The sequence below is a fragment of the Alicyclobacillus pomorum DSM 14955 genome, from assembly GCF_000472905.1.
Classification (GTDB): domain Bacteria; phylum Bacillota; class Bacilli; order Alicyclobacillales; family Alicyclobacillaceae; genus Alicyclobacillus_A; species Alicyclobacillus_A pomorum.
Genome location: NZ_AXAR01000005.1, coordinates 79,670 through 93,259, shown reverse-complemented (window position 1 = coordinate 93,259; position 13,590 = coordinate 79,670). Strand labels below are relative to the sequence as shown.

The 13,590-nt window shown below is 53.9% G+C and carries 13 protein-coding genes; 1 reads left to right on the top strand and 12 read right to left on the bottom strand.

Annotated features, from left to right (window positions below):
* Positions 1–116: 116 nt before the first annotated feature.
* Positions 117–911, top strand: coding sequence for a PIG-L deacetylase family protein (locus YWK_RS18670; RefSeq protein WP_051375272.1), 795 nt, complete (start codon positions 117–119; stop codon positions 909–911).
* On the opposite strand, the gene YWK_RS18665 is transcribed toward YWK_RS18670, so the two are convergent.
* From YWK_RS18665 to qoxB, 12 genes are all read right to left on the bottom strand, one after another.
* Positions 851–1,606, bottom strand: coding sequence for a glycosyltransferase family 2 protein (locus tag YWK_RS18665; protein WP_084453532.1), 756 nt, complete (start codon positions 1,604–1,606; stop codon positions 851–853). The genes YWK_RS18670 and YWK_RS18665 overlap by 61 nt on opposite strands.
* A gap of 251 nt (positions 1,607–1,857) precedes the next feature.
* The gene (locus tag YWK_RS0106700; RefSeq protein WP_026964193.1) at positions 1,858–2,055 is read right to left on the bottom strand and encodes a cold-shock protein; all 198 of its coding nucleotides are present in this window, start codon (positions 2,053–2,055) and stop codon (positions 1,858–1,860) included.
* A gap of 248 nt (positions 2,056–2,303) precedes the next feature.
* Positions 2,304–3,989, bottom strand: a complete 1,686-nt coding sequence (locus tag YWK_RS0106695) for a glycoside hydrolase family 13 protein (protein ID WP_026964192.1) — start codon at positions 3,987–3,989, stop codon at positions 2,304–2,306.
* A 65-nt stretch (positions 3,990–4,054) separates the two neighbouring features.
* A complete protein-coding gene (locus tag YWK_RS0106690; protein WP_026964191.1) occupies positions 4,055–4,885 on the bottom strand; it encodes a carbohydrate ABC transporter permease in 831 nt (276 codons plus the stop codon).
* Entirely contained in the window at positions 4,882–5,820 is a 939-nt protein-coding gene (locus YWK_RS0106685; RefSeq protein ID WP_245578534.1) for a carbohydrate ABC transporter permease, read from the bottom strand. The genes YWK_RS0106690 and YWK_RS0106685 overlap by 4 nt, the downstream gene beginning before the upstream one ends.
* 96 nt (positions 5,821–5,916) lie before the next feature.
* Positions 5,917–7,275 (bottom strand): ABC transporter substrate-binding protein, encoded by a 1,359-nt coding sequence (locus YWK_RS0106680; RefSeq protein WP_026964189.1) that lies wholly within the window; start codon positions 7,273–7,275, stop codon positions 5,917–5,919.
* A 33-nt stretch (positions 7,276–7,308) separates the two neighbouring features.
* Positions 7,309–8,349 (bottom strand): LacI family DNA-binding transcriptional regulator, encoded by a 1,041-nt coding sequence (locus tag YWK_RS0106675; RefSeq protein WP_245578533.1) that lies wholly within the window; start codon positions 8,347–8,349, stop codon positions 7,309–7,311.
* A 229-nt stretch (positions 8,350–8,578) separates the two neighbouring features.
* Positions 8,579–9,508 carry an NADP-dependent oxidoreductase gene (locus YWK_RS0106670; RefSeq protein WP_026964187.1) on the bottom strand — a complete coding sequence of 310 codons (930 nt, stop codon included), beginning with the start codon at positions 9,506–9,508 and terminating at the stop codon, positions 8,579–8,581.
* Positions 9,509–9,602: 94 nt separating this feature from the next.
* Positions 9,603–10,334, bottom strand: coding sequence for a peptidylprolyl isomerase (locus tag YWK_RS0106665; protein WP_026964186.1), 732 nt, complete (start codon positions 10,332–10,334; stop codon positions 9,603–9,605).
* A 304-nt stretch (positions 10,335–10,638) separates the two neighbouring features.
* Entirely contained in the window at positions 10,639–10,977 is a 339-nt protein-coding gene (locus YWK_RS0106660) for a cytochrome o ubiquinol oxidase subunit IV (RefSeq protein ID WP_035466289.1), read from the bottom strand.
* 1 nt (position 10,978) lies between these two features.
* Positions 10,979–11,605, bottom strand: coding sequence for a cytochrome o ubiquinol oxidase subunit III (cyoC, locus tag YWK_RS0106655; protein ID WP_245578532.1), 627 nt, complete (start codon positions 11,603–11,605; stop codon positions 10,979–10,981).
* A gap of 3 nt (positions 11,606–11,608) precedes the next feature.
* Positions 11,609–13,582 carry a cytochrome aa3 quinol oxidase subunit I gene (qoxB, locus tag YWK_RS0106650; RefSeq protein WP_035466287.1) on the bottom strand — a complete coding sequence of 658 codons (1,974 nt, stop codon included), beginning with the start codon at positions 13,580–13,582 and terminating at the stop codon, positions 11,609–11,611.
* Positions 13,583–13,590: the final 8 nt, after the last annotated feature.

The following is a 13,590-nucleotide window of genomic DNA, read 5'->3' as shown; positions in this document are numbered from 1 at the left end:
GGCAAGTACTCGGGTGGGCAAATTCACTAGACAGCGGTGTGGCTCGCCGAATACCGTGTACAGAGCATGGCGGCACGAGGAGGGCGACGCTGTAGAACGTGTGGGGTGGGTGCACAATGTTTTCAACCATACATGGATCTCGGCTGACTTCTCCCTTATTGGTCGTGGCGCCGCACCCCGACGATGAGGTGCTGGCAGCGGCAGGACTCATCCAACAAGCACTTCGCGCAGGGCACGATGTGTATGTGGTGTTCATGACGGTTGGGGATGGATTTGCGGACGCGGTGCGGGAATCCCTCCACCTGCCAGAAAGCAAGGCGTCATTTGTTCAGCTTGGGAAACTGCGGTTCAATGAAGCTTCGCAGGCGATGCGCTGTTTGGGCGTACCCCCGAGCCACCTGTTTTTCCTTGGATTCCCAGACGGGAAACTGCATGTGCTCGAGGCGAGCAAGAAGACCCATCGCACCATTCAGTCGCCCTTCACAAAGAAGGTACGCGCAAACTACGCATTCGCGTTTGAGCGTGGAGCCGCGTACTCGTATCGGGGTGTACTAAAAACCCTGACATCGGTCGTGACGAACGTGAAGCCAGGTACGGTCGTGTTGCCGCATCGTAGTGACACGCACCCAGATCACAGGGCAACGCGCAGATTCGCGTTGGCCGCCATTCGTAGCACGAAAATCCAGCCAACGGTGTTGAGTTACCTCATTCACTATCCTCATTATCCAAGTCAGCGAGGTCCCCTCATCCCCCCAGTCGCGTTGCAATCGAAGCGGGTGCGGGAACTCACCCTATCCAAGTCAGAAGTGGAGCAAAAACGCGCGGCGTTCCGTCTTCATCGGTCCCAGTATCACCTCTCCCCGTCGATACTACGTTTCATTCGGCCGACCGAATGGTTTTGGAAGGAATGATGGACGTACTTTCGGACACTGTGCACGTTGGGGATGACGATGGCATTGTTGAGCGACAACAAGTGGCGATACGTCGCTTTCCAAGTGTGCGTTTTCAAGTGCTTCCTGCGAATGCCGACAAAGTCATACCGATCCCCGGAGTATATCTTGAACCCTTTCGCAACACACGCTCGACAAAAGTGCACATCTTCACCGACGGTCCTGTCCGGAAAAGCAACCTTGCTGAAGACCCTTTTTCTGACGACCAAAGTGGCTCCGGCCACGCTGCGCACAAATTTGTTTTCCGCCTTTGGAAACCGGAGCAAAAGCGTCCGAAGCCCTTGCAAGTACAAGAAGTGTGCGCGCTTCCCCACCACGTCCGCCCCAGTTTTCCGCAACGTGCGGATACAGCGATGGAGGTACTTTGGGCCATAGTAATCATCGTCGTCAAACTTCGCAATCAATGGGTACCGCGCTTTGCCCACTGCAAAATTTAAGCACGTTCCGAGAGAAACCGCCTCTGGTAGCTGGTACACGACAACGTTCTTGTACGATTTGGCTCTTTCCTCATACTTCCGCTTGGCAGCCCCGTCCTTGTTGACCACGATAATCAGCTCTATGGGTGTAACGCGCTGACGAACGTAGTTTTGCAATAAGTTGTCGATGCAGTCGGATCGCTTGCTACAAGTGATGATGGACACTCCGTGCGTAGTCATCCGGTTCTCCCCCGTTCCCACTCACGCCTATACAATGCCACTAACTCATCACTGACAAAGGGCAAACGCACACGTCTGTGCCCAAAATTGCGCGTGTCCCACAAAAAAATACCGCCACATGAGCACTGGGTCTCACGTGGCGGTAGAGTGGTTAGCTTCCGCTGCCCAAACCGTGTTCACTTCCATACGGCCAGGGATCACTCGACTTGAATCTGTTCCACTGTTTTACGTAAGCTTGGATGACGGGTCAATCAGATGGTTACGTTTGCCGCTTGGGGGCCTTTCGGACCTTGCACTACTTCAAACGTCACGCGTTGTCCCTCTTCCAGGGCTCTGTAGCCGTTTCCGAGGATAGCGCTGTAATGTACAAACACGTCGTCGCCATTTTCCCGAGAAATGAAACCGAATCCCTTGTCTGCATTAAACCACTTGACGATACCTTCTTGCATGTAATTGTCCTCCTCGTGCATGTTTCAGCACATCACTTGTTCATTTGCTCGTGCATCGTGCGGGAAATATAACAAACCGCCTTCCCTGACCTCACTATGAGGCGCAGAAAAGACGGCTCATAAGTTTGGCTATAGCTACGAATGGCTCCTGAACAATGTCATTATACACACAGGTATGACAAAAGTAAAGCAAAAAGCCGTGCCATCCTCAGTTCTGTTCCAGCACTCGCTTGCGCGTGGAGTGGCCGTTATGACAGGCGATAGACGCGGCTTTCGTACGGACGAAGCTGGATGCGCCGAATGTCGTCGTTCTCTGGGACTTCATAGTTCGAAATCATCAATTGTGGTGCCTCGGACGGAAGGTGGTCCGGCAATTCAAACACCGGTGTGCCTGAAAAGAAGTTGTTGATGACCAGCCAACACTCATCGCCCAGGGTCCGTGTAAACGCGTAAATTTCAGGATGATCTTCCAGGATGAGATCATACCTTCCGTAAACGACCACAGGATGTTCATGGCGCAGTCGGATGAGCGATTGGTAGTAGTAGAATATCGACTGAGGATCCGCCAACGCGTTCTTCACATTGATTTCCTTGTAGTTCGGATTGACCTTGATCCACGGCGTCCCAGTGGTGAAGCCCGCGTTCTCGCTGTCATCCCACTGCATGGGCGTACGGGCATTATCGCGACCCTTGGCGTGAATGGCGCGCATGACGACGTCCGGGTCTTGCCCACCCCGAACGACCCTATCTTGCCAAAGATTGTGGATCTCCACGTCGCGGTAGTCCTCAATGGAATCAAACTGAACGTTCGTCATTCCAATTTCTTCGCCTTGGTAGATGAACGGTGTACCTTGCTGCATGTGCAGGAACGTTGCCAACATCTTGGCCGATTCTACCCTGTAGCGCTTGTCGTCGCCCCACCGGGATACGGACCGCGGTTGGTCATGGTTGTTTAGGTACAGGCTGTTCCAGGCCTTCCCATGCAAGTCGTACTGCCAACGGCTCATAATGGCTTTGAGATCAGTGAGCTTCCAAGGTCGAATATCCCACTTGCCGCCAGGACCGGAATCGAGCTTCTCGGTGTGCTCGAACTGAAACACCATGTTCAGCTCGCGTCGCTCTTCCCCGGCGTACAGGAGCGCATCCTGTGTCGTGACACCTCCCGTTTCGCCGACGGTCATGATGTCGTATTTTGACAGGACGCGTTCATGCATCTCCTGAAGGTAGTCGTGCACTTTCGGCCCGTTGAGGAAGTACTGTCCGCCCCAGACGTATTTCTCGCCGTTCGGATTCGGCGCATCGGGCAGACCTTCCACTTTCGAAATCGCATTAATGACGTCCATCCGGAATCCGTCAATCCCCTTGTCCAGCCAGAACGTCATCATGTCGTAAATTTCGTCCCGTACCTTGGGGTTTTCCCAATTCAAGTCCGGTTGCCGCTTGCTGAACAAGTGAAGGTAATACTCGCCGGTCGTCTCATCGTACTGCCAGGCGGAACCACCGAAATAGGAGAGCCAGTTGTTCGGTTCCGCGCCATCTTTGCCAGGGCGCCAAATGTAGTAGTCGCGGTATGGATTGTCTTTGGACTTTCGCGATTCGATAAACCACGGATGTTCATCGGACGTGTGATTGGCGACGAGATCCATGACGAGTTTGATTCCGCGCGCATGCATGGCTTCGAGCATTTCATCGAAGTCTTCCATGGTCCCAAACTCGTCCATGATGGTGCGGTAGTCACTGATATCATAGCCGTTGTCGTCGTTCGGAGACTTGTACACCGGGCTCAGCCAGACCACGTCCACGCCGAGCTGTTTCAGGTAATCCAACTTTGACGTGATTCCCTTCAAGTCACCGATGCCGTCTCCATTGCTGTCCATAAAACTGCGCGGGTAAATCTGGTACACCACGGCTTCTTTCCACCATGCACGCTTCACAGAGTTGTCCCCCCACTGCTTGTCAAATATCTAGATGTTTTGTCAGTGCCATGTTCCATCTCCACTTATCCCTTTACGGCGCCAGACGTGAGCCCCGAAACAATCCACTTGCGGAAGATGACAACCAAAATAACGATGGGAACAATGGAAATCACGGACCCGGCGAATATTTCCCCGTATGGGACGTTGAACTGCCCACTGAACAACGCGATTCCAACCGGGATGGTCCGCATCTGATTGGCCGAGTTGAACACGAGCGCCATGAAAAATTCGGTCCAGGCTGCCACAAACGTGAAGACGGCAGCCGCAAACAGCCCCGGCTTCGTGAGCGGGACGAAGATCCGGTAAAACGTCTGAAACACGGTGGCTCCGTCTATTTTGGCGGCTTCAAACAGCGCGCCAGGAACTTGCAAGAAATAGTTGCGCAAAATCCAAATCGCAAACGGCAAGTTGAACGCCGTATACGGCACAATCAACGCCTGATAGGAGTTCAGCCAGCCAATGGTCCGCAACAACATGTACAGCGGAGTGATGACTGCAATCGGTGGGAACACCGAAATGATGAGCAAGGCAATGAGCATCGGCGTCTTGGCACGTATCGGCAAGCGGGCGATGGCAAACCCCGCCATGCTGGCAAACAGCAGCACGAAGAACGTCGTAGAGACCGCAACAATGACGCTGTTGCGAATGTACATGCCAAAGCTGAAGTGTCCGAACGCCGTGGCGTAGTGAATCAATGTCCAGTGCTTCGGAACGAGCGAAGGCGGATACGCGGTAATGTCCGTATTCGGTTTGAACGACGTAACCACCATCCAGTAAAACGGCAGAATGATGGCAACAAGGAACAGGATGAGAACGACATAACCGATGACGCGCTGTGTCTTGGTCTGGATCACGCCGTTTCCCCCTTCACCATCGACTTAAACGCGGAGAGGAACACCAAGCAGACTGCGAGAACGAGGATGACCGTGCTCACCGCAATGGCGGACCCTGTCCCGAAGTGAAGGCGCCCAAAGAGTACCTGCTCGCCGAGCATGGCAAGGGATTCGGTAGCTGTTCCAGGCCCACCGCTGGTGAGGACGAATGGCAGGTCAAACACACCGAACGCCTGAAGGATGCGGAACAAACCGGCCAAGGCAATACTTCCGCGCAGCAGCGGGAAGGTGACATTCCAGAACGTCTGCCAACGATTTGCACCGTCGATGTAAGCGGCTTCGTAATACTCCTGCGAAATCATCTGCAGACCGCTCAGCAGAATGATGACGACAAACGGCGTGGTCTTCCAGATGTCCGCGACCATCATGGCGATGACGGCACTGGTCGGGGAACCGAGCCACGTCACCGGCGCACCAATCACGTGCAACGCCTGCAAGAGATAGTTGAGTACACCGTACACGCCGTTGTAGATGTAATCCCACATTTGGGCAGAGACGACTGTAATGAGGGACCACGGGATGAGCATGATGACCAAAGAAACGTTTTTTAAGCGTTCCACATTGTTGATGGCAAGGGCAATGAGCATGCCGAGCACTAATTCAACAAGGACGGTGACGACTGCGTAGTACACTGTGAACCAGACACTGTGCCAGAACTCCCCACTCTTCACCAAGATGCCGTAGTTGGCGAGCCCGACAAATTGCTCGGTGAACCCATTCGTCGTTAGACTGATATTGTTCAAACTCATGAATATGGAATAGACAATTGGGAACAGCGTGACGGCTGCAATCACGATGGCAGCGGGCAACAACATCCGGTACCCCGCGTTCCTATCGGTTTTTTCCAGAGACTGGCGTCGTGCGATGGATGCCGACTGTGCAGGAACCGTCTGCACGCGTATCACCTCCAGTGAAACGGCGGAGGGTGCAGCTGCATGCAGCCTCCGCCTTGTCTCAAATCCGCCCTTGTACGGATGCCTGAACGATTTGGATTAGAGACCTCCACCCGCTGACGACTGGACGCTCTCAATCCGTTGCTGCGCTTTCTTCAGCGCATCACTGATGCTGTCACTTCCAGCGAGTGCAGCGTTTACATTCGTGTAGATGGCTTGGGAAATTTGCGCGTAGTTCGGGCTCTGACTTGGGCGGGACACGTAGTGTGTCTGGCTCGCCGCTTTAAACACCGGACTGGTCGACTGAATCGACGGATCTGCCGCGACAGACGCGTTGGCCGGGATTTCCGAGAACTGCTTCGCCATGATGCTCTGGGCTTCTGTCCCTGTCATCCAATTGATGAAGGCCAATGCAGCCGGCAAATTCTTCGTATGTGGGTTGACGTAGAGATCCCATCCGCCGATGGTGCTGTACCCTGCACCGCCGCCAAACTTCGGCAATACTGTCACACCGACCTTGCCCACGACTTTGGAGTTCGTCGCGCTCTGCGAGTCGTTCCAGGAGTACGACCAGTTGCGCATGAACGCTGCATTTCCCTGCACAAACACATCTTCAGCCTGTGGCTCCTGGAAGGTGTCCTCCGCAGCCGGCGATACGCCGCTCGTAATCAGCCCCCGCAAAAAGGCGAGGGCCTTGTTCGCCTGGGCCGAGTCCAACTGCGGCTTCCCGCTCGAATCCAACACTTGTCCGCCCGCATCGGCCAGGAATTCCGTAAAGTCACAGGTTAATCCTTCGTAGGAAGCCCCCTGCCAAACAAATCCGTATTTGACGAGTCCGGATTTTTGAAGTTGAGACGCCTCTTGTTGCACTTGCTCCCAACTGGTTGGTACGGGCAGACCCGCCTTTTTCAGCAAATCCTTTCTGTAGAACAGGAAGCTCGAGTCCACAAAGAATGGGGCTGCGTAGATTTGTCCTTTGTAGGTCGCGCCGCTCACCAGACCGTTGGAGAAGCGACTCCAGAAATCCTTCGGCAGAACGTTGTTCAGTGGCATCGCCAGTTGTGAATTTGCAAACTGAGCCGGCCATACGACGTCTCCCAAGTACACGTCTGGGGTGGCTGATCCACCGCCGATGGTCGTGGTCAAGCTGGCTTTGTTCGTATCGGTGTTACTGTTTTGACTTTGCAACTGCACGTGAATATTTGGGTATTCCTTTTCGAATTGTTTGATGAGTGCTGTCCGAAGGTCGGTCCCTGTTGTAATAGGCGGTGCGGCCCAGACGATGGTACCGCTTGCATGCGAAAAATCGACCACGCCACTACTCGATGTTTTCGTACTCGTTGTGTTCTGTGACGATGTTTGATTCCCGGTGCTGTTCCCGGATCCGCACCCCGCGACCAGTCCGCTGACCATCAGGACCGAACCGGCGATGGCCGCAGTTTTCTTGATTCCTCTCATACCTTTGCCCCCTCCTCAATGACACTTGAGAAACTAGTTGTCTGCATCCATGGCACGGACAGATTCGCGTTCGACCAAGGTGTGAGGCAAATAGTACGTGCCCGTCGGGCTGTACTCCCCGCGTGAGTGAATCATCTGTAGCAGGCAACGTACAACCTGTTCACCAATGGTGACGAACGGCTGAGCGACCGTGGTCAGGGACGGCATGACCATCCTTGCGACACTGAGGTCGTCAAAACCCACGACCGAAATATCGTCCGGCACGCGCAGACCATTATCATACAAGCAACGCATGGCTCCGATAGCCATTTCGTCACTGGCGGCGAAAATCGCGGTCAAGCGATTTTCTTCTTGGCGCTCCAGCAACTTGCGCATTGCTGTATAACCACCTTCAAAGCGATAATCCCCGGCTTCCACAATGCCTTCGCGGTAGGGAATTCCGTAATGTGAAAGTCCCGCCTTGAATCCCTGTAGCCGCAACTCACTGGTACGGTCACCGAGGAGTTCTCCACTAATCATGCCGATGCGCCGGTGTCCACGGGAAACCAGATAGGACACAGCGTCAAACACAGCCTTTACATCGTCGACCTTGTATGCAGGTAACGGCGTCTTTCCAGTCGCCTCCGTAAGCGCTAACACAATCGGAATACCAAGGCGGGAAATGACGGGATCATAGTTCTCGTCCACCAGCCTGCTCGTAAAGATGATGCCGCCTACTTGGTGCTGTTTCAAAAAGACGAATCCTTCTTGCGCCCGATGGCGGTCATGCTGCGTGTCAAACAGCAGGACTTTCATGTTGTTATGGCGCGTCTCCCGTTCAATTCCCCTGTACAGCTCATCGAAGAAAAGGTCGTTGATTCCGGGCACCACGACGCCAATCGTGTCCATCCGCTGCGAGCTGAGTCCCCTCGCAATCGCATTCGGTTGGAAATTCAGAGTCTCCATGGCTTGCCGGACACGCGCCTTCGTCTCCGGGTCTACCATATCGGGTTTGTTCAGCACGCGCGAAACCGTGGCCGCGGACACTCCGGCGTGTTTCGCTACATCGCGAATGGTGATCTTCACGTCAGACATCCTGCTCCTCCCGCTCGTTCCATGCCGAACGCAGGCATACCCCCTGTAAAGAAAACGCTTACTGATACATTTTCATGAAACGGTTTCATAAAATCGTACTATGAATTTACCCGAAGATTCCTCTCAAGTCAACTGATTCTTGTGATATGTCACCCTTGTTCTCAGCACATGCTTCGAAAGACAGAGAGGCCATCGCGGCGCTTCGCCACGGCGGCCTCTTGCCATGTTTTCATCGAATGGAGAGTACGATTTTACCTCGCGCATGATGGCTTTCACTCAGTTCGTGGGCCTTCGCTGCGTCCTGCAGTGGAAACACTGCACCAACCACCGGCCGAACCAGGCCACGTTCAATTAACTGACCGAGCTTCGCCAACTTCTCCCCGTCCGGCTGTAGGAAGAAATACGCCAAACGAACCCCAAGTTGCTTCGCTTTCTCTGCATTCGGCTGCGAAACGATGGACACGAGAAGCCCATCCTTTTTCAATACCTGAAAGCTTTTTTCCTGTACGTCCCCACCCATGGTGTCAAACACGACGTCGTATCCAGACAACTCTTTTGAAAAATCCCGTGCATTGTAATCTATCACTTCGTCGGCGCCCAGTGTCCGAACAAACTCGACATTCCGCTGACTGACCGTGGTTGCCACATGTGCCCCAAAGGCCTTTGCCAGTTGTATCGCATAGATGCCAACGCCTCCTGCCCCCGCGTGCACCAATACCTTCTGTCCCGGTTTCACATCGGCAATCTCTACCATCGCTTCCCAGGCAGTCAGTCCAGCCAATGGTACCGCAGCAGATTCTTCAAAAGAGAGGTTCTTTGGCTTTCGTGCGACGAGGCGCTCGTCAACGGCGATGTATTCGGCGTAACTGCCGTTTCGCTCGATGGCCGGGCGCGAGAACACCTCGTCTCCAACTCGGAACCGCGTTACTTTTGCGCCCACTGCAGCAACCACGCCCGCGACGTCCCAGCCCAAAATGAGCGGGAATTCGTAAGTCAGGAATTTCTGCAGGTACCCCTCGCGAATCTTCCAGTCCACTGGATTCACGGACGCAGCGTGCACTTCAATCAAGACATCGTTGTCTCCGACTTCCGGCTTTGGCAAATCGCCGTACATCAGTTGGTCTCTGCCGCCATAGTTTTGGATGTACACAGCTTTCATGCTTGAACCTCCTTGCTGCCCCAGAGATGACCACACCGACTCACAAGAGCAAGACCGTCAACCCAGACTTGGGTCGACGGCCTGATGGAGTCATTTACTGCGCTGAAGCAGGACTTTCTAACATCGTTTTGATGCTGGTGTATTTCGGATCGAGAATCGTGATGGGGTCTTCCTTGGCGAGGTTGGCTATCAGCTGAGTTGACGGAACGGCCTTCGATTGTTTGTAATCGTTTATCACCTGGTTGCGCACGGCACTCAGCGGCTGAGGCGTCTTCGAACCAGGCTTGGTGTAGTTCGCCTTGTGCGCGTTGTAGAAGTCCTGAATGTCCTTATCGGTCACTTTGACATCCTTGACAGCGAGTTTCTGCTCGAGCACTTGCGTCTTCATGATGTCTTGAAAATCGCTCATCGTCATGTGGTACTGTGCCAGCATCACATTGAGCTGATCCGGGCTGCTCACCCCATACTGGGATTCAAACTGTTGCGTGGCTTTGTTGATGTCGTCCTGCGTCGCCGTAATATGGTACTTTGCCGCGCCGTCCTTGATCAATTGCGTCGTAATCATCTGTTCCAACATTTGCAATCCGGAGTTGGCCTCCAATTTGCTGTAAAAGGCGTCCTGATCAATCGTGTTGTTTCCAACTTTCGCAATCACAACAGGCTTCGACTGCACATGTGCAACGGTTGCCCAAACGGCCCCCACAATGACAGCACCTCCGACCGCGCCAAGCAGCCAGGACCACACCTGGGCGGGGCGCTTCACTGCATCTGCCACGTCTTGTTTTGTCGTCAAATTGCCAGACTTCCCTTTTTCCGTGTCTCCCAAAACTGTACCCCTCTCGAATCAATCAGATTCATACTCTTGTCACGACATGGTCAACGCTGGCCAGTGTGGAAGAGCATGTACCTATGTTATCACATTCCTACTGTAACAATAGACTGTGGACTCGGGATGGACTGTGTGTGAAGGAAATGTGGAGGGCCCAGCACAACCTTCCGCGTTCGTCCTCGCACACGCAACACGTCCAGAAGGTTTATCCACGGCCGAAGGGTCACCTCCGCATGACCCGCGGTGTGACCCCATGAAATTGCGATGCAAATTGGAGTTCATCCAGTCCAAGCCATGGTCGTCAGTACGGCTGCGTGCCGCCAAACGTCATAATCCAGATGGATCCGGCGACGATGCAGAACGTAAACACAAACCCAAGTGCCAACGCGGAAACGTGATACCTTGGCCCAGCGCTTTCCGTAAAGTGCATGAAGAACGCCAGCTGCACCACAATTTGCAGCACCGCCAAGACCAGGATGACGGCCAGCAGCATGGCGTGTGACAGGGCGTGCGCCTGCACGACCCAGAGTGCAAGCAAAGTGAGTACAATCGACACGACCAGGCCCATCACGTGCCTCCACGGGAATCCCCGCTCGGCGCCGTGATAGCCTTTCATCTCTTCGTGATGGATGGACGACATGTTAATGCATCACCCCTTGCAAGTAGACAACTGTGAAGATAAACACCCACACGACGTCAAGGAAGTGCCAGTAGAGCCCGACAATGAACACCTTGCGCGCTGTGATGGCCTGAATGCCACGTCGTCCCAATTGATACAAAATGGACAGCATCCACAAGATGCCGAGCGAAACGTGACAGCCGTGCGTACCGACCAGTGTGAAGAACGACGACAAAAACGCGCTTCGCTGCATCGTGGCACCGCGCCCCACGTAGTCCACAAACTCGCGGACTTCGAGGAAGATAAACGACAGGCCGAGCAACACGGTCACAATCAGCCACGCCATCAGCGCGCCTCGGTGACCCTTGCGCATTTCCAGCGTCGCCAATCCGCACGTGAAACTGCTGACCAGCAGGATTAACGTTTCCGCCATAAATTCCGGAACATTGTACAGGTCTTGCTCCGTCGGACCGCCGGCCGTGTTCAAGTGTAAAATTTGGTACATGCTGAACAAACAAGCGAACAAAATCAAGTCAGTCGCCAGGAAAATCCAGAACCCAAAAATCTTCAGAACCCCGTCTTCCGTCGAGTACTCCAACGGAATATCGTGATCAGGGTGAGAAAGAACTTCCTCGTGCGCCAATGACACTGTCTACGACCTCCCCAACGCAGCTTCGGTCCGCTTGATTTCGCTCACTGGAATGTAGTGATCCATGTTGTACTCCAAGGACCTCAACAGTAAGCACACCATCACGCCAATGCCGCTGGGAATGGCGAGCCAGTACCATTCAAACACGAGTCCAAAGCCCCCCAGGAAGAAGAGCACGGAGAGGATGAAAGGCCGGCCCGAGTTGTTCGGCATGTGAATCGGTTCCAGCGGCTCCAGTTCGCGTTTCACTTCTCCTCGTTTTCTCTCCCCCTTCATCACCCACCAAGCATCGCGCGCTGTGACGGTGGGGATGCGGGCGAAGTTGTAGTGCGGCGCTGGCGACGGCAAAGACCACTCCAACGTCCGCCCGTCCCAAGGGTCTCCCGTCACATCCCGTTCACCGTAGCGAATGCTGTACAGAATGTCGACGACAATCAGGACGAAACCGACGGCCATGAGGTACGCGCCAATGGTCGAAATCAGATTGAGCGCCGTCCACCCCATACCAGCCGGATAGACGTAAATGCGGCGCGTCATCCCCATAAAACCAAGTTGATACTGTGGCAAGAAACACACGTAGAAACCGATGTTGAAGAACCAGAACGCCCAGCGGCCAATCCTCTCGTTCAAGATAAATCCGAACATTTTCGGCCACCAGTAATACAGCCCTGCGAACATGCCGTACACCACGCCGCCAATAAGAGTCTGGTGGAAGTGCGCAATCAGGAAGTAGCTGTTGTGGTACTGATAATCGGCGGGAGCCACCGCGAGCATGACACCCGTTGCGCCGCCAATTGCAAAGGTTGGAATAAACCCGATGGACCACAACATCGGCACAGTCATGCGTATTCGGCCTTGATACATCGTAAACAGCCAGTTAAACACTTTCACGCCGGTCGGGATGCCCACGCACATCGTCGATATCGCGAAAAATGTGTTGACGCCAGGCCCGGCACCCATGGTGAAAAAGTGGTGCAACCAAACCAGGTAGCTGATGACGGCGATGGCCAACATGGAGGCCACCATCGATGAATACCCGAACGTCCGTTTACGTGAAAATGTGGCAATCACTTCAGAAAAAATGCCGAACGCGGGCAGTACGACAATGTACACTTCGGGGTGTCCCCAAACCCAGAACAAGTTGATGTACATCATCGGGTTGCCACCTTGTAGCATTGTGAAGAAGTGCGCGTCAAACAGGCGGTCAATCAGTACGAGCGCGAGCGCAATGGTCAACGCTGGGAACGAAAAGATAATGAGAATGGACGTCGCTAAGATGGACCAGCAAAACAGCGGCATGCGCATCAGGGTCATCCCCGGTGCCCGCATCTTGAGAATGGTGACCAGGAAGTTGATCCCCGTGGCCATACTGCCGATTCCGGAAATCTGCAACGCGAGTAAATAAAAGTTCTCGCCTGGCCCAGGGTCAGTTGGGTTTTCTACCAGCGGAGGGTAACTCGTCCAGCCTCCATCCGGAGATCCGCCAATCACGAACGACAGATTCAGTAACAGCGCCCCGAAGAAAAACAACCAGAAACTAATGGCATTCAGATAAGGAAACGCCACATCTCGCGCACCAATTTGGAGCGGTACAGCGATGTTCATCATAGCGAAGACGAGTGGCATGGCCATGAACAAAATCATGATGGTACCGTGCGTAGTGAAGATCTGGTCGTAGTGTTCGGCCTCCAGGAAATGCATATTGGGCAACGCCAATTGCGTTCGCATCAATACCGCATCCGTGCCACCCCGGAACAGCATGAGTAAGGCCGCAATCAAATACATAATCCCAATCTTTTTGTGGTCGACCGTGGTCAGCCACTCCCGCCACAGCCATCCCCATTTCTTGTAGTACGTCAGCACAAACACAATCCCAATCACCGTCAACACAATCAGCACATCCGACGCGTAGATCATGGGATCGCCCGTGACGAAGAAAGACGTTGGTGCGTTCCCTACGTATCCAGGCAAAGCCATACTCTTCC